Source organism: Streptomyces sp. ISL-36 (genome assembly GCF_018614205.1).
Classification (GTDB): Bacteria; Actinomycetota; Actinomycetes; order Streptomycetales; family Streptomycetaceae; genus Streptomyces.
Window position 1 is genome coordinate 19201 of record NZ_JAGGOS010000113.1, and the last position, 19880, is coordinate 39080.

20 protein-coding genes are annotated in these 19880 nt (G+C 71.5%); 12 read left to right on the plus strand and 8 right to left on the minus strand.

Annotation, left to right across the window (positions count from 1 at the left end; translation table 11 throughout):
* Positions 1-3: 3 nt before the first annotated feature.
* Positions 4-837, minus strand: coding sequence for a TIM barrel protein (locus J7E93_RS27045; protein ID WP_215072570.1), 834 nt, complete (start codon positions 835-837; stop codon positions 4-6).
* Positions 838-978: 141 nt separating this feature from the next.
* On the opposite strand from J7E93_RS27045, the gene J7E93_RS27050 reads away from it, so the two are divergent.
* From J7E93_RS27050 to J7E93_RS27090, 9 genes are all read left to right on the plus strand, one after another.
* The gene (locus J7E93_RS27050; protein WP_215072627.1) at positions 979-1239 is read left to right on the plus strand and encodes a thiamine-binding protein; all 261 of its coding nucleotides are present in this window, start codon (positions 979-981) and stop codon (positions 1237-1239) included.
* A 44-nt stretch (positions 1240-1283) separates the two neighbouring features.
* On the plus strand, positions 1284-1622 hold the full coding sequence (locus tag J7E93_RS27055) for a helix-turn-helix domain-containing protein (protein WP_251067165.1): 339 nt from the start codon (positions 1284-1286) through the stop codon (positions 1620-1622).
* A gap of 156 nt (positions 1623-1778) precedes the next feature.
* Entirely contained in the window at positions 1779-2300 is a 522-nt protein-coding gene (gene uraD / locus J7E93_RS27060) for a 2-oxo-4-hydroxy-4-carboxy-5-ureidoimidazoline decarboxylase (RefSeq protein WP_215072572.1), read from the plus strand.
* Positions 2297-2686: a hydroxyisourate hydrolase gene (gene uraH / locus J7E93_RS27065; protein WP_215072573.1), complete on the plus strand. Its 390-nt coding sequence runs from the start codon at positions 2297-2299 to the stop codon at positions 2684-2686. The genes uraD and uraH overlap by 4 nt, the downstream gene beginning before the upstream one ends.
* Before the next feature lie 5 nt (positions 2687-2691).
* Complete coding sequence (gene pucL, locus J7E93_RS27070; RefSeq protein WP_215072574.1) at positions 2692-3615, plus strand: factor-independent urate hydroxylase; 924 nt, start codon at positions 2692-2694, stop codon at positions 3613-3615.
* A 73-nt stretch (positions 3616-3688) separates the two neighbouring features.
* Entirely contained in the window at positions 3689-5089 is a 1401-nt protein-coding gene (locus tag J7E93_RS27075) for a nucleobase:cation symporter-2 family protein (protein WP_215072575.1), read from the plus strand.
* Between the two features lie 48 nt (positions 5090-5137).
* A complete protein-coding gene (locus tag J7E93_RS27080) occupies positions 5138-6526 on the plus strand; it encodes an 8-oxoguanine deaminase (protein WP_215072576.1) in 1389 nt (462 codons plus the stop codon).
* A gap of 326 nt (positions 6527-6852) precedes the next feature.
* Positions 6853-8304, plus strand: a complete 1452-nt coding sequence (locus J7E93_RS27085; protein WP_215072577.1) for a nucleobase:cation symporter-2 family protein — start codon at positions 6853-6855, stop codon at positions 8302-8304.
* A gap of 146 nt (positions 8305-8450) precedes the next feature.
* Entirely contained in the window at positions 8451-9077 is a 627-nt protein-coding gene (locus J7E93_RS27090) for an aspartate/glutamate racemase family protein (protein WP_308368799.1), read from the plus strand.
* A 141-nt stretch (positions 9078-9218) separates the two neighbouring features.
* On the opposite strand, the gene J7E93_RS27095 is transcribed toward J7E93_RS27090, so the two are convergent.
* Both J7E93_RS27095 and J7E93_RS27100 read right to left on the minus strand, forming a co-directional pair.
* Complete coding sequence (locus tag J7E93_RS27095; protein WP_215072578.1) at positions 9219-9821, minus strand: TIGR03086 family metal-binding protein; 603 nt, start codon at positions 9819-9821, stop codon at positions 9219-9221.
* Between the two features lie 78 nt (positions 9822-9899).
* Positions 9900-10478: a hypothetical protein gene (locus J7E93_RS27100; RefSeq protein ID WP_215072579.1), complete on the minus strand. Its 579-nt coding sequence runs from the start codon at positions 10476-10478 to the stop codon at positions 9900-9902.
* A gap of 143 nt (positions 10479-10621) precedes the next feature.
* On the opposite strand from J7E93_RS27100, the gene J7E93_RS27105 reads away from it, so the two are divergent.
* Complete coding sequence (locus tag J7E93_RS27105; protein ID WP_215072580.1) at positions 10622-11572, plus strand: fibronectin type III domain-containing protein; 951 nt, start codon at positions 10622-10624, stop codon at positions 11570-11572.
* A 55-nt stretch (positions 11573-11627) separates the two neighbouring features.
* On the plus strand, positions 11628-13526 hold the full coding sequence (locus J7E93_RS27110; RefSeq protein WP_215072581.1) for a hypothetical protein: 1899 nt from the start codon (positions 11628-11630) through the stop codon (positions 13524-13526).
* Positions 13527-13566: 40 nt separating this feature from the next.
* Here the strand turns inward: J7E93_RS27110 and J7E93_RS27115 are convergent, their stop codons facing one another.
* The 3 genes from J7E93_RS27115 to J7E93_RS27125 all read right to left on the minus strand — a co-directional run bounded on the left by J7E93_RS27115 (position 13567) and on the right by J7E93_RS27125 (position 17431).
* A complete protein-coding gene (locus J7E93_RS27115) occupies positions 13567-14727 on the minus strand; it encodes a GDSL-type esterase/lipase family protein (RefSeq protein ID WP_215072582.1) in 1161 nt (386 codons plus the stop codon).
* 232 nt (positions 14728-14959) lie between these two features.
* Complete coding sequence (gene aceB, locus J7E93_RS27120; RefSeq protein WP_215072583.1) at positions 14960-16591, minus strand: malate synthase A; 1632 nt, start codon at positions 16589-16591, stop codon at positions 14960-14962.
* A gap of 225 nt (positions 16592-16816) precedes the next feature.
* Positions 16817-17431: an NTP transferase domain-containing protein gene (locus tag J7E93_RS27125; RefSeq protein WP_215072584.1), complete on the minus strand. Its 615-nt coding sequence runs from the start codon at positions 17429-17431 to the stop codon at positions 16817-16819.
* Positions 17432-17642: 211 nt separating this feature from the next.
* Between J7E93_RS27125 and J7E93_RS27130 the strand changes: the two genes are divergently transcribed.
* Positions 17643-17966: a DUF5955 family protein gene (locus tag J7E93_RS27130; RefSeq protein ID WP_215072585.1), complete on the plus strand. Its 324-nt coding sequence runs from the start codon at positions 17643-17645 to the stop codon at positions 17964-17966.
* 89 nt (positions 17967-18055) lie between these two features.
* Here the strand turns inward: J7E93_RS27130 and J7E93_RS27135 are convergent, their stop codons facing one another.
* Positions 18056-18685, minus strand: coding sequence for a response regulator transcription factor (locus J7E93_RS27135; RefSeq protein ID WP_215072586.1), 630 nt, complete (start codon positions 18683-18685; stop codon positions 18056-18058).
* Positions 18682-19845 (minus strand): sensor histidine kinase, encoded by a 1164-nt coding sequence (locus J7E93_RS27140; RefSeq protein WP_215072587.1) that lies wholly within the window; start codon positions 19843-19845, stop codon positions 18682-18684. The genes J7E93_RS27135 and J7E93_RS27140 overlap by 4 nt, the downstream gene beginning before the upstream one ends.
* Between the last annotated feature and the right edge of the window lie 35 nt (positions 19846-19880).

Genomic DNA, 19880 nt, shown 5'->3' on the forward strand with positions numbered 1-19880 from the left:
AGGTCAGCGGGCCGCGCGGGCCTCGGCCGGGAGCCACTCGAAGGACGCGGCGGCGTCGGCGGCCTTGTACTCCAGGCCGACCCAGCCGTCGTAGCCGGCCTTCTTGAGCTCGTCGAGGAGCTGCTCGAGCGGCAGGTCGCCGGTGCCCGGCGCGCCACGGCCCGGGTTGTCGGCGATCTGGACATGGCCGGTCTTGTCGGCGTACCGGGCGATGACCTGGCTGACGTCCTCGCCGTTCATCGACAGGTGGTAGATGTCGAGGAGGAACTTGGCGTTGCCGAGCCCGGTGGCCGCGTTGACCTTGTCGACGACCTCGATCGCGGAGGGGGCGCTCACCAGCGGGTAGAGCGGCGACTCCGGCTTGTTCAGGGTCTCGATCAGCAGGATCGCGCCGATCCGGTCGGCCGCGCGGGCGGCCAGGACCAGGTTCTCCAGGGCGAGGGTGTCCTGGATCTGCGGGTCGACACCGTCGACGCGGTTGCCGTAGAGCGCGTTGAGCGCCTTGCAGCCGACCGAGGCGGCGAAGTCGGCCGCCACCTCGATGTTGGCGCGGAAGCGGTCCGACTCCTCACCGGGCACGGAGAGCGCGCCGCGGTCGGGACCCGGCAGCTGCCCGGCGTAGAAGTTCAGGCCCACCAGCTGGGTGCCGGCGTCGTCCAGAGCCTTCTTGAGGGCGTCGAGCTCGCTCTGGTCGGGGGTGGCGGTGTCGATCCAGGGCCACCACAGCTCGACCGCGGTGAAGCCCGCCGCGGCGGCGGCCGCGGGGCGCTCCAGGAGCGGGAGTTCCGTGAAGAGGATCGACAGGTTCACATCGAAGCGCTGGTCCGTGTATCCCATGAGGGGCGGCGCTCCTTCCGTATTGCGGAAGTAAGTTTCTGTCTGACGGAATGTTGCACGGAGGGGCGGCGGGGTGTCAAGAGGGTCCGGCAGCTCAGGGCTGCCGTGGGCCGACTCCCGGCCAGTAGCGTGGGGGCCATGGTGCGTTTGAAAGTGGAGTTCACGACGGAGCCGTTCGACCTGGACGAGGCGCCGGCGCACGCGATCGTGGCCCGTGAGGTCATCCAGGCGGCCGAACTGGACGCGGTGGACGTCGGCCCGTTCGGCAACACGGCGGAAGGGGGCGCCGACGAGGTGCTCACCGCCGTCGACGCGCTGCTGCGCAAGGCCCTGGCGGCCGGCGCCACCCGCGTCTCCCTCCAGGTCAATGTGATCGACGGTGCCGGGGAGGGCGAGAAGTGAACGAACATCCCCTGGTCGCCGCGGTGAAGCCGCTGGCCGACGCGATGGGTGCGGAGATACTGGGCCCCGAGCAGGCCGAGGGTGACGACGTGATCCTCGCCTGGGAGGGCGAGGACGTGCTCGCCGTACGGCTGCCGCAGCTGTCCGAATCGCTCGATCACATTCTGGCCGCGATGGAGCGGCGGCACGGCATGCCACTCGCCGAGCTGGACCGCAAGGCCAAGCAGGAGGCCGTCCGCTTGCTGGAGGCACGCGGTGCCTTCTCTGTACGCCATGGAGTGGAGACGGTGGCGGGGGCACTCGGCGTCAGTCGGTTCACTGTGTACAACTACCTGAACAGGGAGACCGCTCTGAACAGGGAAAAGACGGCCGAGAACGGCTAGTTGATCATGCGTGACCATAAGCCGTCGTCCGGATGTCGGGACGACGGCTTTTGTGTGGCCGAGTTTTCAACAAAGTGTTGACGTGGTGTTGCGGGAGGGCGTTAGCTATCCGCAGCCCGTCCGACGCACAGCGAAAAACAGCCACGGAGGCTTCCCGTGACTTCAGGTACGACACCGGGCCTCACCCGGTTCAACACCTCGGCGGACAGCGACGCTGTCGCCGCGCTCCACGAGGTGTGCTCCAGCTCGGCGTGGGGGAGCAAGATTCTCGCCCAGCGCCCGTACACCACCGCCGAAGCCCTCTTCCGCGCCAGCGACGCCGCCATGGCCGAGCTGACCGCCGAGGATCTGGCCGAGGCGATGGCGGGCCACCCGCCGATCGGTCGTCCGAAGGCCGGGGACCCGACCTCCTCCCGCGAGCAGAGCGGGATGGCCGGGGCCTCCGAGGCGCTCAAGGCCGAGATGCTCGAACTCAACCTGGCCTACCAGGACAAGTTCGGTCATGTCTTCCTGATCTGCGCCACCGGCAAGACCGGCGAGCAGATGCGCGACGCGGTCCGGGAACGGATCGAGCACTCGCCCGAGCAGGAGCGGGAGATCGTCCGCACCGAACTGGGCAAGATCAACCGCATCCGGCTCACCCGTCTCGTAGAGACCGTCGAGGAAGAGAACGCATGAGCACCGACACCACCGCCTCGGTGTCCACCCACATCCTGGACACCAGCGTCGGCCGCCCCGCCGAGGGCGTGACCATCACGCTCGCGGCCCGTAGCGGCTTCGACGCGGAGTGGGTCGCGCTGGGTGGCTCGGCCACCGACGCGGACGGGCGCTGCAAGGACCTGCCGGCGCTGCCGGAGGGAACGACCCACGTACGTCTCGACTTCGAGACCGAGGCGTACTTCTCCAAGAAGCAAGCCGAGGCGCAGCAGGACGCCCCCCGCGTAAGGGACAGCGGTGCGTTCTTCCCGGAGGTGGCGATCACGTTCGCCGTCACGCCGGGCGAGCACTACCACGTACCGCTGCTGCTCAACCCGTTCGGCTACTCCGTTTACCGAGGGAGCTAGCAGACATGCCCACGATTCTCGGCCAGAACCAGTACGGCAAAGCAGAGAACCGCGTCGTCAAGATCACGCGGGACGGCGACACCCACCACATCAAGGACCTGAACGTCTCCGTCGCCCTCTCCGGCGACCTCGACGACGTCCACCTCTCGGGCTCCAACGCCCACTGCCTGCCCACCGACACGACGAAGAACACCGTATTCGCCTTCGCCAAGGAGTACGGGATCGAGTCGGCCGAGCAGTTCGGCATCCACCTGGCGCGTCACTTCGTAACCAGCCAGGAGCCGATCCACCGGGCGCGGATCCGGATCGAGGAGTACGCCTGGGAGCGCATCGCGACCTCGGACGCCAACTCCAAGTTCATCGGCTCCGACGAGGTGAACCACTCCTTCGTCCGTCAGGGCCAGGAGACCCGGGTCACCCAGATCACGTACGACGGTGAGAAGTGGGAGGTCATCTCCGGCCTCAAGGACCTCGTCGTGATGAACTCCACCAACTCGGAGTTCTGGGGCTACATCAAGGACAAGTACACGACGCTGCAGGAGGCGTACGACCGCATCCTGGCCACGCAGGTGTCCGGTCGCTGGCGCTTCAACTGGAGCGACGACGACCAGCGGATGCCCAACTGGGAGAAGTCGTACACCGAGACGAAGAAGCACATGCTGCAGGCCTTCGCCGAGACGTACTCCCTCTCGCTGCAGCAGACGCTGTACCAGATGGCCTCGCGCATCATCAACCACCGTTCGGAGATCGACGAGGTCCGCTTCTCGCTCCCGAACAAGCACCACTTCCTGGTGGACCTGGAGCCCTTCGGGCTCAAGAACGACAACGAGGTCTACTACGCCGCCGACCGCATGTACGGCCTCATCGAGGCCACGGTGCTGCGTGACGGAGCCACGGCTCAGATCCCGGTCGACATGACCAACCTCTAAGCGGCACTGAGTGGCTGCCCCCGCCCGCCCGCAGTCGGACGGGGGCCGCCACCAGACCGGAGGGAACCCTTCCATGGCACAGCCTGCATCGGGGCCGGCAACAGCTGAAGGCCCGTGTTCCACCTCGCAGGAGTCCCCGGTCCACCCCGTGGACGAAAAACTTCCTGCCTCGCGGCTCGTACCCGCCGCGCTCCAGCACATCGCCGCCATGTACGCGGGCGTTGTCACCCCTCCGCTGATCATCGGCCAGGCCGTCGGTCTGGACGCCGCCGGCATGACCCGTCTGATCGCCGCGAGCCTGCTCATCGCCGGCTGCGCCACGATCCTGCAGACCATCGGCGCCGGGCGGTTCGCCGGAAACCGGCTCCCGTTCGTCAACGCGGCCTCGTCCGCCGGCATCGCACCGATGCTCGCGATCGCCGAGACCAGCTCCCCGGGCCACCAGCTCCCCGCCATCTACGGCGCGGTGATGGTCGCCGGAGTCTTCTGCCTCGCCGTCGGCCCCTTCTTCGGGCGCCTCCTCCGCTTCTTCCCGCCGCTCGTCACCGGCGTCGTGATCACGCTCATCGGGGTCACCCTGATGCCCGTACCCGTGAGCTGGGCGCAGGGCGGCAACAAGGAGGCCGCCGACTTCGGCGCCACGAAGTACCTCGCGCTCGCCGCCTTCACGCTCGTCGTGATCCTGCTCTTCCAGCGCTTCGGCCGGGGCTTCGTCAAGCAGATCGCCCTGCTGCTCGGCCTGTTCATCGGCACACTCGCCGCGATCCCCTTCGGGATGGCCGACTTCACGTCGCTGCGCGAGGCGCCCGTCGCCGCGCTGCCCGCTCCCTTCGCCTTCGGCGCACCGGAGTTCCAGCCCGCCGCGATCCTCTCCCTGTGCATCGTGATGCTCGTCCTGATGACCGAGTCCAGCGCCGGCATGCTCGCCCTCGGCGAGATCTGCGAGCGCCGGAGCGACGGCCGGACGATCACCCGCGGTCTGCGGACCGACGGCATCGCCACCCTGCTCGGCCCCGTCTTCGGCGGTTTCCCGACCTCGGCCTTCGCCCAGAACGTCGGCGTGGTCTCGCTGACCCGGGTCCGCTCCCGCTACGTCGTCGCCGTCGCCGGTGGCGCCCTGCTGGTCCTCGGTGCCTTCCCGGTCCTCGGCGCGGTCGTCTCCATGGTCCCGATGCCCGTCCTCGGCGGTGCCGGCATCGTCCTCTTCGGTTCGATCGCGGTCAGCGGTATCCGTACGCTCTCCGAAGCCGGACTCGACGACAGCTCCAACATCATCCTGGTGGCCGTGGCGCTCGGAGCGGGCATCATCCCGCTCGCCGCACCCACCTTCTACGCCGACTTCCCGGCCTGGGCACAGACCGTGCTCGGCTCCGGCATCAGCGCCGGTGCGCTCGTCGCGGTCGCGCTCAACCTGTTCTTCCACCATCTCGGCACCCGGAGCCGTCACGCGGCTCCGGCACTCAAATCCTCCTAGGGTCCTGCCGTGCCCACACCACCGCAGAGGAATGAAGGAACCACCGCCATGGCAGCACCTTCGGCAGCCCAGCGCATCGTCATCGAGAACTGTGCGATCGCGACCGTAGACGCCAACGACACCGAGTACGCCTCCGGGTACCTGGTCGTCGCCGGCAACAAGATCGAGTCCATCGGCGCCGGCAAGGCGCCCGAGGGCCTGGAGAACGTGGTCCGCAGGATCGACGCCACCGGTCATCTGGTGACGCCCGGTCTGATCAACACGCACCACCACTTCTATCAGTGGATCACCCGGGGCCTGGCCACCGACCACAACCTCTTCAACTGGCTGGTCGCGCTCTACCCGACCTGGGCCCGTATCGACGAGTCGATGGTCCGCGTCGCCGCCCAGGGTTCGCTGGCCATGATGGCCCGCGGCGGTGTCACCACCGCCATGGACCACCACTACGTCTACCCGAAGAACTCCGGCGACCTGTCGGGCGCCATCATCGGCGCCGCCTCCGACATGGGCGTTCGCTTCACCCTCGCCCGCGGTTCGATGGACAGGAGCGAGAAGGACGGCTTCCTTCCGCCGGACTTCGCCGTCGAGACCACCGAGGGCGCGCTCGCCGCGACCGAGGAGACGGTGAAGAAGTTCCACGACGCCTCCTTCGACGCGATGACCCAGGTCGCCGTCGCCCCCTGCTCCCCGTTCTCCGTCTCCACCGAGCTGCTCAAGCAGGGTGCCGAACTCGCCCGCCGCCTCGGCGTGCGGATGCACACCCACGGCTCGGAGACCGTGGAGGAGGAGAAGTTCTGCCACGAGCTCTTCGGCATGGGCCCGACCGACTACTTCGAGTCCACCGGCTTCCTCGGCCAGGACGTGTGGATGGCGCACTGCGTCCACATGAACGACTCCGACATCGCCGCCTTCGCCCGTACGAAGACCGGTGTCGCGCACTGCCCCTCCTCCAACGCGCGTCTTGCCGCCGGCATCGCCCGGGTCCCCGACATGCTCAAGGCGGGCGTCCCGGTCGGCCTCGGTGTCGACGGCACCGCCTCCAACGAGTCGGGCGAGCTCCACACCGAACTGCGCAACGCGCTTCTCATCAACCGGCTCGGTGCCCACCGTGAGGGCGCGCTCAACGCCCGCCAGGCGCTGCGCCTCGGTACGTACGGTGGCGCCGAGGTCCTCGGCCGCGCCGACTCGATCGGTTCGCTGGAGGCCGGCAAGCTGGCCGACTTCGTCCTCTGGAAGATCGACGGCCTCGGCCACTCCTCGATCGCCGACCCGGTGACCGCGATCGTCTTCGGCGCCGCCGCCCCGGTGACGGCCTCGTTCGTCAACGGCAAGCAGATCGTCGAGAACAACCGCCTGCTGTTCGCGGACGAAGAGGCGATCGCCCGCGACGCACGCGCGGAGGCCCAGCGCCTGGCCCGGATCACGGCCCAGGGCTGACCCACCCCAGGAGTCCGACCGAGGGGGACGGCCCTCGGTCGGTCGCCACGGACCCGAGCGGGGCCCGTGGCCGGCCGGACGGGGGGTGTCCGTACGAAAAGAGGTACGGCGCCCCCCGGACGGTCGATATGTGTCCACCCTCCCCGGACACACCACGCACGGCACCCCCAGGCCTACGCGACCACCCGAAGAAAGCACCGCCCCCACGCAGCACCCCGCATTTCCTCATGAGCCGCACTCCGTGAGGCGCACCATCCGCAAGCACTTCGCACCACCTCCCTGACATCCGCGTCACCGCCGACGCGTAACCGACCGGAGGAACCGCCGTGGCCGCCAAGCCCAGGTTTCGCAATGATGCACACGATGCAAGCGCCGCCGACACCGAAGACCGGAAGCATCCGGTCGACGAGACTCTGCCGCCCCTGAAGATGTTCACCAGCGGTCTGCAGCATGTAGCCGCCATGTACGCGGGCGTGGTGGCCCCGCCGTTGATCGTCGGTGCGGCCGTCGGGCTCTCCGGCACCGAACTGACCTTCCTCACCGGAGCCAGCCTCTTCACCGCCGGACTCGCCACCTTCCTCCAGACGCTCGGCGTCTGGAAGATCGGCGCCCGGCTGCCGTTCGTCAACGGTGTCACCTTCGCCGGCGTCGCACCGATGCTCGCGATCGTCGACACGACCGACGACAAGGCCGACGCCCTGCCGATCATCTTCGGCGCGATCATCGTCGCCGGCGTACTGGGCTTCATAGCCGCGCCGTACTTCTCCAAGCTCGTCCGCTTCTTCCCGCCGGTCGTCACCGGCACGGTGATCACGCTTATCGGCGTCTCGCTCCTTCCCGTCGCCTTCGGCTGGGCCCAGGGCCCCAATCCGACGGCCGAGGACTACGGCTCGACCACGTACCTCACCCTCGCGGCCATCACCCTCGCGGTGGTCCTTGTCCTGCGCCGCTTCACCCGGGGCTTCCTGAAGCAGGTCGCCGTCCTGGTCGGTCTCGTCCTCGGCACCCTCATCGCGATCCCCTTCGGCGTCACCGACTTCAGCCCGGTGACCGAGGCGTCCGTCATCGGCTTCCCGACCCCCTTCCACTTCGGCGCCCCGCAGTTCGCGCTCGCCGCGATCATCTCCATGTGCGTGGTCATGCTGGTCTCGATGACCGAGTCGACCGCCGACATGCTGGCGCTCGGCGAGATCGTCGAGCGGCCAGCCGACGAGAAGACCATCGCGGCCGGACTGCGCGCCGACACGCTCGGCTCGGCCATCAGCCCGCTCTTCAACGGCTTCATGTGCAGCGCGTTCGCCCAGAACATCGGCCTGGTCGCGATGACCAAGATCCGCAGCCGCTTCGTCGTGGCCTGCGGCGGCGGCTTCCTGGTCCTGATGGGCCTCTCGCCGATCGCCGCCTCCCTGATCTCGGTCGTCCCGCGGCCGGTGCTCGGCGGCGCGGGCGTGGTCCTCTTCGGCTCGGTCGCGGCGAGCGGCATCCAGACCCTGGTCAAGGCCGGACTGGAGAAGGACAACAACGTGCTGATCGTGGCGGTCTCGCTGGCCGTCGGCATCATCCCGATCACGGAGCCGGAGTTCTACCACGCCTTCCCGGAGACCGCGAAGATCATCCTGGACTCGGGCATCTCGACCGGCTGCGTCGCGGCGGTCCTGCTGAACCTGGTCTTCAACCACCTGGGCAGGCGGCACGACGACGACACGGTCACCGCTCCCATGGAACCGGGCGAGGAGATCTCCGAGACCCGCACGGCGAAGGCGGCGCACGTCCACTGAACACATCCCGTCCGTCCGCCGAGCCGGCCCCCGCGCACCACGCGGGGGCCGGCCTCGCGCGCGTTGTGGGCCGGACCCCGCCGTCCCCCGGGCGGGGCGCGGCCGGTGGCACCGCGCCCGCCGGGACCGGCAGCGGGCGTACGGTCGTGCTCATCAACCCCAACACCTCCGCCACCACCACGGCGATGATGACCGCCATCGCGCGGCGGACGCTGGGGCCGACGGTCCAGGTCCACGGGGTGACCGTGGCGCGCGGCCCCCGCCTGCTCATTGACCCCGCCGCCCTGCGGGCAGCGGTCCCCGAGGTGGTCGAGGCAGGCCGCCGGGCGCTGGCCGGCGGCGGCTGCACGGCTCTGCTGGTGGCCGCGTTCGGTGACCCGGGCGTGCCGGAGCTGCGGACGTTCGCCCGCGTCCCGGTCGTGGGGATCGGGGAGGCCGCCCTCCTGGCGGCGTCCGCCGCCGGCACCCCCTTCGGCATCGCGACGACGACCCCCCTGCTCGCTGACTCCATCGCCGACCAGGTCGCCCGCCTCGGCCTCACGGAACTCTTCACCGGCCTCCGCCTGACCCAGGGCGCCCCCGAGAGACTGTCGGCCCACCCGGAGTCGCTGCGCGAGAGCCTGGCCCTCGCGGGGGAGCGCTGCGTCGTACGGGACGGGGCCCGCGCGATCGTCATCGCCGGCGGCCCTTTGGGCGAGGCGGCGGAGGCCCTTCGCCCCCGCTTCGAGGTCCCGCTGATCGCCCCGATCCCGGCGGCCTGCCACCGACTCTGAAGCTCCTGACACCCGGCTCCTGACGTCCGCCTTCCGACGTCCCATCTCTGACGCCAGACGCCTGGCGCCCCACCTCCGGCGCCCGGCTCCGGACACCCGGCTCCCGACGTCCGCCTTCCGACGCCCCACCTCGTGCGCGCTCTACGCCGGGGCCTGGTCCGGGTGCCAGTCCGGGTGGCGGCCGCTCAGGCCGATCACCCGGTCGAGGAGCGGCGCGTCCTTCGGGACCCGGACGACCGGGCCGAAGAACCCCTCGTCGCCGGAGGAGCCGTCCGCAGGCGTCAAAAGCTCCTCGGACACCGCCAGTTCCTCCTCTCCCGCGTCGTACTCCTGGCCCGTCGCTCGGGCCAGGTCCCAGCCGTGGATCAGCAGCTCGTCGAGCGCCACCCGGCCCATGACGGCGGCCGGCAGGTCGACCCCGCCCGCCCGCGTGTCCCCCTCCCACGCACCCGGCTCCCGCCAGGCCGCCGCCAGCTCCTCCAGCGCCTTCGGCAGGGCCGTGCGCCAGTCGTCCGCCAGCACCGGCAGGGCCGAGCCGGGTGGTGTGTTCGTCGTCGGTCCGAAGTCCTTGCGGGCGGCGTCGCGGAAGGCCACGCTCAGCCCGGCCAGGTGCGCGAGCAGTTCCCGTACCGCGTAGTCGGGGCACGGGGTCGGGTCCCCGAGCCGCTCGTCGCCGATGCCCGCCGCCAGCCGTGCGACCCGCGCGGCGGCCGGGCCCAGATCGATGTGCGTCGTCTTCTCCATGCAGGACAGACCGTCCGGCCCGCCGGAACTCATCGCCGGCCCGAGAAAGACGCCGAACCGCCCTCACCGCTCCGCCCCTCACCGCTCCGCCCCGATCCTGCGGTGGCACTCCCGGGCCAGCGCCGGATACGCCGCCGCGATCGCTTCGTACAGCCTTCTGCGCAGCAGGCGTTCGGCCTCCGCCCGGCCCGTCGAGCCGTACAGCCCGTCGAGCAGCGTCTCGTACCGGGAGAGAGCGTGCCGCAGATAGCTCACCTGCCACCGCACCAGCGCCCCGGCGGCGACTCCGCCCGGGCTGCGGGCCCCGAGCAGATGCCGGTGGCGGACCGCGCGCCGTTCCAGCTCCGCGGCGGGCAGCCGGGGCACGTCGATCGGCTCCGCGCGGATCGCCGCGAGCACCGCTCTCCGCCGGCGCTCCGCCCCCGCCTCCGCGGCCGAGGACTTCGACCCCGAGGCGGCCGCGCACTGGGCGAACTCCGGTGTCCGCTCCACCGCATCCACCCGCGCCAGCAGATAGAGCCGCACGGGCGCGATCGACCAGCGCCGTGGATCCCGGCCCTGCACATCCGGCTCGCCCAGCAGGTCACGCACCATCGCGTCGGTCCAGCCGCGCTCGCGCAGGCCGACGAGCGTCACATAGGTCGTACGGTCCGTCATGATCCCCCCTCGATCCAGTCACGGAGAGTGACGAATCCAGTGAAGCGCACCCCACTGACAACGACGCCGGGCCGCCCCCTTGCCGTGCCCCGCCCGGGGTGCCATAAAGGTCTGGACCATGCCGACGGACGGAGGCATTCCCCGTGCAACGCCCGCTCGCCGCAATCCTCTTGACCGCCGCCGCGCTCTTTCTCGCGGCCTGCTCCACGGCCCTCGCCGAGGACACCAGCAGCCCCACCACCCCCACCGGCGTCACCGCCGCCTCCGGCAGCGCGCGCACCGTCCACGTCATGTGGAGCGCGGCCACCGACGACCGCGCCGTCACCGCCTACGAGGTCTACCAGCAGGGCCGCAAGGTGAAGGACCTCCCCGCCACGACCCTCATGACCGACATCGTGAACCTCACCCCCGCCACCCCGTACACCTTCACCGTCCGCGCCCGCGACGCCGCGGGAAACCGCTCACCGCACAGCGCCGCCGTCCCCGCCACCACCCTCACCGCCACCGCCGAGGACCGCACGCCCCCGACCACCCCCGGCTCCCTGCGCGCCGCGCCCGACGGCGGCCACGCGGCCACCCTCACCTGGACACCGGCCCGGGACGACACCGAGGTCACCGCGTACGACGTCTACCAGGCCGACACACGGGTCCACACCGTTCCCGGCACGGCCACCACCGCCCGCCTCACCGGCCTGCGCCCCGGCACGATCTACTCCTTCACGGTCCGCGCCCGCGACGCCGCCGAGAACTCCTCCCCGGACAGCGCCCCCGCCGACCTCACCACCGCCCGGGCCCCCGGCGCCGCCCCCGACACCGCCCCCACGGACATCGAGGCGACCGCCACGAAAGACGGGATCACCCTCAGCTGGACGCCGCCCAGGACCGGTGCCGTCGTCAGGGAGCACCAGCTCTATCTGAACGAGAAGTTCGCCACCACCATCATCTGGGGCGCCGAACCACCCCTCGGCCGCGCCACCTACACCTTCACCGTCCCCGACCCGCCGGGCACCCGCTACAGCGTCAAACTCCGTGCCAGACTGCCCGACGGGACGTGGGGTGACTTCTCCGCCCAACGGACGGTTGTTGTCATATGACAGCGCGGCCCGCCGACCTCGGCGTCCGGATCGCGGCGGCACTACCCTGGGAAAGGTGGCAGGGACCGTGCTCACCAACACCGGGCTCGACGCGTTCCTCGACGGAACCCCCGAGCCCCACGACCCTTCGTACGCGCGCGCCGCCGATGCCGTGCTCGGGCTGTTGTCCTTGCGCGGGGCCGACCGGCGCAGCGGTTTGCCCGAGCCGACCGTGGGGCTCGTGCGGCGGCTGCTGGTGGAGGACGCGCCGGCCTTCGTGTACGCGACCCCCGAGGAGCTCGCGGCCTACCCGGCCGTGCTCGTGGCGCTGACCGAGCGGGTGCGGCAGGCCGGGCGGCTGAACGGGAAGCGGCAGGCGCGGATCGTGGCCGCGATCGAGGAGACCGTGCCCGACTTCGAGCGGGCGATGACGGACCCCGCCAACCTCACCTGGCAGCGCTGGTACGCCTCCCTGCTGCGCGCCGACGGCGTCGACCCCCGCGACCCCGCGGCCGTACGCGCCTGGCTCGCCGCCCACGACGGTGTGACACCGCCCGACGGGCTGCGCCGGGCCGACCTGATGAACCGGAGCGAATTCGCGGGCATGATGCTCGCCGAGGTGCTGACCGGGGCCTACGTACGGGAGGCGGAAGCGCCCTCGCCCGCCGGGCCGCTGCTCTCCGACGGGGACGTCTCGCACGGGGTCGTCCGGGTGGCGGGCGACCTCGTCGACCGGTGGACCGCGCAGGGGCTCTCCGGGGCGCTCGCCGGGCCGTACGCGCACCTCGCACCCGGCCCGGAGGCCTTCCCTCACCTCGTCCTCGCCGACACCCTCCTCGACGAGCACCTCGACTACTACGGCGACTCCTGGACCCCGCTCCCGCCGCCTCCCATGGAGGCCCACGACCCCCAGCGGTCCGTCGAGGCCGGCGCCGATCTGCTCGCCGCCGCCGTCGAGGAGATGAAGGCCGACGAGACCGGCGGACTGTACGACGGCGAGGCCGCGCACCTGCTCTACGCGCTGTACCAGCGGGGCTCCACCGCGGAATCCGTCGCCCGCAGGGCCGCCGAGTTCGAGGACTGGCCGGTCGATCCACGGCTGGAGGACGCGCCCGTGCTCGTACCGGCGCACGCGCCGGAGGAGTACCGCCTGCCGCCCGTCGCGGAACTGTCCCGGCTCGTCGGCTCGCCCGTCACGGAGGACGACCGGGCCCGCCTCGAACCCTCCGCGCGGGCCATGGCCGCCGCCGTCGACCGGCTCGCCGCGACCGGCATGGTCTTCCGCATCGGGGACGCCTTCGGCCTCACCCCGTGGGGTGTCGAGGTGCTCCACTACCTGCTGCGGGTCCGCGGGGTCGCGGCGCCCGCCGCCGCGGAGGCCGCCGCGTGGGACGCTCCGACGATCATCGCCGCCGCCGAGGGCTGGTCGGCCTCCGCCGCCGCGCGCGTCCTCGCCGACTGGCTCCGCGCGCGCGGCGACAGCGCCGACGCCTGGTCCCAGCTGTTGGCGGCCCTCGGCACGGTCCACGCCGGTACGCACGACGCGGCCGCCACGCGGGCTCTCTTCGGCGCCCTGGACCCCGAGGCGGCCCCCGTCGAGGCCCTGCGCGGCGCTCTCGACGACCCGGTGATGGGCGCGTACGCGTGCGGGGTCCTGCGGGCCCGGGGCGAGCCGGCCGACGAGACCCGTGTGCCCCTCTCCGCGCGCGCCGTGCTGGTCCTCGACCGGCTCTCCCGCCGCGCGGCCGCGCACACGGCCGAGCACACGAGCGGACGGACCGCCGGTCGGAGCGCCTTCGACACCGCCGCCGAGAGCTGGCCGGGCGGCGCCGACGCCCTCGTCGCGCAGATGGCGGCCGTCGACCCGCACGGAGCCGCCCGGACGCTGGAAGCGCTGGGCATCACCCTGCCGGTGCCGGGCGCGAGGAAGGAACGGGCACGGCGCCGTCGCCGGGTCGGGCGCCGCGCCCGCTGATCCCCGTGGGGGGCATCCGTGGGGGGTCAGGAAAGGGCCGTCAGGAAAGGGCCGTCAGATACATCCCCGACGCCCCGGTTCCGGCCGTGTTGCGGCAGCCGAAGTCGCCGCTCGGCCGCGCGTGGATCAGCGCGAGACAGCGGCCGAGCGCCAACTGCCCGTAGTGGTTGGGGTGTACGGACTCCTGCACGGGGCCCTGGGTCTCGTTGCTGTCGATCCAGCGCGTCCACTCGCTGCTGGTGGCCGACGCCGGCACCGTCGGGCTGACCTGCTTGCTGGCCTTGGCGCACACCTCGCGCCCCTGCAGCATGTCGCGCAGGTCCAGGAACTGCGCCCCCTTGGCCGTCGCGACCCGCTTGAGACGGCTGGAGATCTGCGGGACCAGCGAGTCCCGTGCCCAGTCGGAGTCCAGGTTCCAGAACGGGCAGCCACCGGTGTTGGTGCGGGCCCAGCCGCTCTCCGCGTACCGGTTGTCCGCGCCCCGCGGGATGGGTGAGGGGTACGACTGGAGCACGATCCGGTAGTCGGACGGGGCGTACCCGGCACCCGACATCACCGCCCGGATCTCGTCGACGGACTTGCCGACGTCTCCCATCACCCCGTCGATCTTCGCGTCGACCTCGACCTGCTGGTCGTCGTGGCAGTACGAGTACCAGACGATGTAGTCGGTCGCGCAGGTCCTGATGATGTCGGCGAAACCGAGGTCGTTGCCGCCGATCGACAGGACGATCGTCTCGACGTCGTGCGAGGCGGCGATGGAGGCGAGCTGGTCGGCCTGGGGGGCTTCGCCCTTGTACGCGACTCCGCCGCTCGCGGCCCGGAAGACGTTCCGCGTCGTGGCGCCGGAGCAGGCGATGTTGATCAGTGCCGAGGCGATCGCGCCGGCGCTCCTCACCTCGGCGGAGTCGGAGCGGTGGCAGCCGTTGGCGGCCGTGGTGCCGTAGACGCGGCTGGGATCGTACGTGCTCCCCGTCCACGCCCGGTCGGTTCCGTCGCGGCTGCCCGTGTTGGTGAGGCTGTTGCCCTGCCAGCGCCCGGCCTCGCCCGAGATGTAGCTGTCACCCATCGAGACGACGGCGGTGGGCCCGGAGCCGGGACTCGCCACGGCCGGGGAGCCACCGGCGGCCAGCAGCCCGCCGGCGGCGAGCGAGAGGGCGAGGAGGCCGCGCACGGCACGGTGGGGGGAACGGGGGGTGGGCATGGCTGCGCTCCTGCGTCCTTGCAGTGGAGTGGGGGACAGCCGCCGGCCGGTGGCATGCGGAATCTGGCACGCCGTGGCTTGTTACCGCTAGGTAGCTGCATATCTCGGTTGCGTCACATGCCCTGTGAAACGCCCCGGATCGAAAATGGCTCCGCCCCCGGAGCTGTGCGTTCTCCAGGGGCGGAGCCGGTTCGGGGGGTGACCCCCGGTCCGCTGTTCGGCCGCTGTGCGGTCAGCCGATCAGCTGGTCGTACGCCGGGAGCGTCAGGAAGTCCGCGTAGTCGGCGTCGAGCGAGACGTGGAGCAGGAGGTCGTGGGCCTGCTGCCACTTGCCGGCCGCGAAGGCCTCCGCGCCGATCTCCTCGCGGATGGCGGCCAGCTCCTCCGCCGCGACCTTGCGGGCCAGCTCCGGGGTCGCCTTGACGGTCTCTCCCTCGTGCTCGAACTCCACGCCCGCGTTGATCCACTGCCAGATCTGCGAGCGCGAGATCTCGGCCGTGGCCGCGTCCTCCATCAGGTTGAAGATGGCGACCGCGCCGAGACCGCGCAGCCACGCCTCGATGTAGCGGATGCCGACCTGGACGGCGTTGCGCAGACCGTCGTACGTGGGCCTGGCGTCCAGCGAGTCGATGGCGATCAGGTCACCGGGGGCCACCGAGACGTCCTCGCGGAGCCGGTCCTTCTGGTTCGGCCGGTCGCCGAGGACCGCGTCGAAGGAGGCCATCGCGATCGGGACCAGGTCCGGGTGGGCGACCCAGGAGCCGTCGAAGCCGTCGCCGGCCTCGCGATCCTTGTCCGCCTTGACCTTCTCGAAGGCGACCTTGTTGACCTCGGCGTCCTTGCGGGACGGGATGAAGGCCGCCATGCCGCCGATGGCGTGCGCGCCGCGCTTGTGGCAGGTGCGGACGAGGAGTTCGGTGTACGCCCGCATGAACGGGGCCGTCATCGTCACCGCGTTGCGGTCCGGCAGGACGAACTTGGCGCCGCCGTCACGGAAGTTCTTGACGATGGAGAAGAGGTAGTCCCAGCGGCCGGCGTTGAGGCCCGCCGCGTGGTCGCGGAGCTCGTAGAGGATCTCCTCCATCTCGTACGCGGCCGTGATCGTCTCGATCAGGACGGTGGCTCGCACGGTGCCCTGCGGGATGCCCACGTAGTCCTGCGCGTAGACGAAGATGTCGTTCCAGAGGCGGGCCTCCAGGTGCGACTCCGTCTTCGGGAGGTAGAAGTACGGGCCCTTGCCGAGCTCGATGAGCCGCTTGGCGTTGTGGAAGAAGTACAGGCCGAAGTCGACGAGCGCGCCGGGGACCGGGCGGCCCTCGAAGGTCAGGTGACGCTCCTCCAGGTGCCAGCCGCGCGGCCGCATGACGACCGTGGCCAGCTCGTCGGCCGGCTTGAGGGCGTAGGACTTGCCCGACTTCGGGTCCGTGAAGTCAATCTTCCGGGTGTACGCGTCGATCAGGTTGACCTGGCCCAGGACGACGTTCTCCCAGGTCGGTGCCGAGGCGTCCTCGAAGTCGGCGAGCCAGACCTTCGCGCCCGAGTTCAGCGCGTTGATCGTCATCTTCCGGTCGGTCGGGCCGGTGATCTCGACGCGGCGGTCGTTCAGGGCCGCCGGGGCCGGCGCGACCCGCCAGGAGTCGTCCGCGCGGATGGCCGCGGTCTCCGGGAGGAAGTCGAGGGTCGAGGTGCGGGCGATCTCGGCGCGGCGCTCCGCCCGGCGGGCGAGGAGCTCGTCCCTGCGCGGCGTGAACCGCCGGTGCAGCTCCGCCACGAAGGCGAGGGCCGCGTCGGTGAGCACCTCCTCCTGCCTCGGCAGGGGTTCGGCTTCGACGACGGCCAGGGGGGACGGCGCTGGTGCGGACATGAACTGTCACTTCCTTCAGCGGGCTTCACGGGCGGTGCCTTGCGGCCGCCGGGCGTCACGGAACGGCACGGAGTGCCGCAGGCGCCGAGATACGGCCGCGAGCGCCGTCACAAGGTCAGGCGCTTCTGAACAGTGGATACTAGTTTCCTCATGGTGGAAGTTCAATGGTTTGTTGATGTCGAGATTCTCCGGATCGACAGAACGTGGCGCTGGGTGCCACCCCCTTCACTCCAGGTGTGCCAGATCGGCTTCCGTGTCGATGTCGTACGGCTCGGCCACATCCGAACAGTCCACCAGCGTGATCGCATCCCGGTGCGCCTTCAGATAGTCGCGCGCCCCCTGGTCGCCGACCGCCTCCGCCGCGATCCCCGCCCAGCGGTCCGCGCCGAACAGCACCGGATGGCCGCGCCTGCCCTCGTACGACGCCGCCGCCAGGGCATCGCGCGAGCGGTACGCCGACCGGACCCGCGCCACGGCCTCCGCGCCGATGCCCGGCTGGTCCACCAGACTCACCAGGGCCGCGTCCACCGGCAGCGCCTCCGCGCTCAGCGAAGCCAGACCGACCCGCAGCGACGACCCCATGCCCTCGGCCCACTCCGGGTTGTCGACCAGGACACAGCCGGGCAACTGGGCCCGTTCCCGTACGCGATCGGCCGAGGCGCCGAGCACCACATGGACCACCTCGCAGCCCCCCTCGCGCAGCACGCGCACGGCGTGCTCGACCAGCGGACGGCCGCGGTGGGGGAGGAGCGCCTTGGGGCGGCCACCGAGGCGCCGCCCGCCGCCGGCGGCGAGGAGAAGACCGGCGATCCGGGGAGGCGTCTGCTCTGTGTGCGTCATGAGCCCTGCATACCCCATGGAGGGTTTCCTGGGCCGTGGTCCGGGCGGGTCGACACGGATGCCTGAATTACGTCCACGGAGTGGCGCGCCGGGCGCGCGATGGCGTTAACTGGCCCGCGGCCCCCGGGGCCTGACCACCGTTCGACGGTCGGTCCGGCGTGTGGAGGTACGGCAGGAGTTCGCCGCACAGTGTCGTGCGAGGGGGAGAACTTTGTTGCGAAGTGTTGGGCAGAGGCGAGTGACAACCGGCAGCGGCGAGGACCCGAGAGTGGCGGAGCTGCATGCCGCCGTCTCCCGGCTCCGTCGCGAACTGGCGGGCCACCGGGCCGATTTCGCCGACCGGGGGATCGCCGAGGACGAGCTGGCCACGCTGCACGCGATGGCTGTGAGCGGAGCCCCCGAGGTACGGCGGCTGCGCCGCTCCCTGCTGCTGATCGCCGGCGCGATCGGCTCCGTCAGCGCCCTCTCGAACGGCCTGGCGGGGGTCCGCAAGGCGGTCGAGCTCTTCGGGGAACCCACCCGCGAGGCGCCCTGAGCCGCGCCGCCGGGCCGAGTCCGGAAAGCCTCGCCCGGCCCGGGCGCCCTACCGCCTGATCAGATGCCGTGCCGCCCGGCCCGGGCGCCCTACCGCCTCCTGATCAGACGCCGTGCCGTCGCCGTCGCCACCGCCGCCGTGCGGGAGTCGACGCCCAGCTTGGCGAAGATGTGTACCAGATGGGACTTCACCGTCGCCTGGCTGAGGAACAGCACCTTGCTGATCTGCTGGTTCGACAGGCCCTCGCTCACCAGCTGCAGCACCTCCAGCTCCCGCTTGGTCAGCGCCTCCGCCGGTGTCCGCATCCGGTCCATCAGCCGGTGCGCCACCGCCGGAGCCAGCGCCGACTGGCCCGCCGCGGCGGTACGCACGGCCGCCGCCAGCTCCTCCGGCGGCGCGTCCTTCAGCAGGTAGCCCGACGCGCCCGCCTCCACCGCCGCCAGGATGTCCGCGTCCGTGTCGTACGTGGTCAGGACCAGCACCCGCGGCCCGCCGGTACGGGAGGTGATCGCCGCCGTCGCCTCGGAGCCGTGCATCCCCGCCCCGAACTGCAGATCCATCAGGACCACGTCCACGCCCCCGGCCGCGGCCAGCTCCACGGCCCGCTCGGCCGTCGCGGCCTCGCCGACCACCGCGAAGTCGGGCTCCGTGTCCAGGACCGCGCGCAGGCCGGCCCGTACCACCGGATGGTCGTCGGCGAGCAGAAGACGGATGGTCATGCGAGGACTCCAGCGGGCAGGGGGAGACAGACGGCGACCGCGGTGCCCTGGCCCGGCGCCGACTCGACCGTGAACGTGCCGCCCAGCGACTCCGCCCGCGAGCGCATCGCCGGCAGTCCGAAACCCCCGTCCGACGACGACCGCACCGACGCGGGGTCGAAGCCCTTGCCGTCGTCCACCACGTCGAGCGTCACCGAGGCGCCCATGAACGACAGCGTGATCTCCGCCCGCTCCGCCGCCGCGTGCCGCACGGTGTTGGCGAGCGCCGACTGGGCGATCCGCAGCAGCGCCACCTCGTACGGGGTCGGCAACTCCACGGGCGTCCCGCTCACCGAGCACCGCACACGCGGCCCCTCGCCCGTCGGCTCGCACAGCCGCTCGAGCGCCGCCGCCAGCGAACCGTGCGCCAGGTCCGGCGGGGACAGCGCCCGCACGAACCGCCGCGCCTCCGCGAGGTTGTCCTGCGCGGCCCGCCGCGCCCTGTCGATGTGCCCGGCGGCCGGCGAACCCTCCGGCAGCGCCCGCTCGGCGGCCCGCAGCAGCAGCTGGATCGAGGACAGGCCCTGCGCCAGGGTGTCGTGGATCTCCCGCGCGAGCCGTTCCCGTTCCGCGAGCGTGCCCGCGTGCCGCTCGGCCGCCGCCAGCTCCGCCCGGGTCGCGATCAGCTCCTCCACCATCCGGCGCCGCCGCTCGCTCTCCCGGTACAGCGCCTGGTAGCCGAGCACCGTCGCCACCGCCACCGCCGCTCCCAGCAGCGGACCGATGAAGACGCCCGGGTTGAGCGCCGCGCCGTGCTGTACGTACGACAGGATCGCCGCGCACGCCGTCAGCGCCACCGACGGCACCGACCAGCGCACGGGCAGCAGATGCAGCTGGAGGAAGTACAGCGGGAAGGCCACCCACAGCCCGTCCGGGGTCAGCCACAGCAGAGCGAGCCAGGACGCGCACAGCGCGCCGAGCCAGACCCCCGCCGCCCGCTGCGACCGCTGTACGGAGGGCAGGAGGGAACCGGCCGCGTAGACCGAGCCCGTGAGCGCCGCGACCGCCACGACCGCGGTGGAGTCCGCCCGGACCGCCGCCAGTGCCAGCAGCCCCGTCATCAGCAGATGGAGACAGAGGCGCGGCGCGCGCAGGGCGGGGGTGAGGGAACGCGGATCCATGATCCCTCCAGCGTAGGGCGGAGCCGACAATCCGG

What these genes read in the sequence shown, in the direction of transcription:
- J7E93_RS27045 (WP_215072570.1), bottom strand. Translation starts at nt 837, where the DNA reads ATGGGATACACGGACCAGCGCTTCGATGTGAACCTGTCGATCCTCTTC.
- J7E93_RS27055 (WP_251067165.1), top strand. Translation starts at nt 1,284, where the DNA reads ATGGGTGCGGAGATACTGGGCCCCGAGCAGGCCGAGGGTGACGACGTG.
- uraH (WP_215072573.1), top strand. Translation starts at nt 2,297, where the DNA reads ATGAGCACCGACACCACCGCCTCGGTGTCCACCCACATCCTGGACACC.
- pucL (WP_215072574.1), top strand. Translation starts at nt 2,692, where the DNA reads ATGCCCACGATTCTCGGCCAGAACCAGTACGGCAAAGCAGAGAACCGC.
- J7E93_RS27075 (WP_215072575.1), top strand. Translation starts at nt 3,689, where the DNA reads ATGGCACAGCCTGCATCGGGGCCGGCAACAGCTGAAGGCCCGTGTTCC.
- J7E93_RS27080 (WP_215072576.1), top strand. Translation starts at nt 5,138, where the DNA reads ATGGCAGCACCTTCGGCAGCCCAGCGCATCGTCATCGAGAACTGTGCG.
- J7E93_RS27095 (WP_215072578.1), bottom strand. Translation starts at nt 9,821, where the DNA reads ATGGAGAAGACGACGCACATCGATCTGGGCCCGGCCGCCGCGCGGGTC.
- J7E93_RS27100 (WP_215072579.1), bottom strand. Translation starts at nt 10,478, where the DNA reads ATGACGGACCGTACGACCTATGTGACGCTCGTCGGCCTGCGCGAGCGC.
- J7E93_RS27115 (WP_215072582.1), bottom strand. Translation starts at nt 14,727, where the DNA reads ATGCCCACCCCCCGTTCCCCCCACCGTGCCGTGCGCGGCCTCCTCGCC.
- aceB (WP_215072583.1), bottom strand. Translation starts at nt 16,591, where the DNA reads ATGTCCGCACCAGCGCCGTCCCCCCTGGCCGTCGTCGAAGCCGAACCC.
- J7E93_RS27125 (WP_215072584.1), bottom strand. Translation starts at nt 17,431, where the DNA reads ATGACGCACACAGAGCAGACGCCTCCCCGGATCGCCGGTCTTCTCCTC.
- J7E93_RS27135 (WP_215072586.1), bottom strand. Translation starts at nt 18,685, where the DNA reads ATGACCATCCGTCTTCTGCTCGCCGACGACCATCCGGTGGTACGGGCC.
- J7E93_RS27140 (WP_215072587.1), bottom strand. Translation starts at nt 19,845, where the DNA reads ATGGATCCGCGTTCCCTCACCCCCGCCCTGCGCGCGCCGCGCCTCTGT.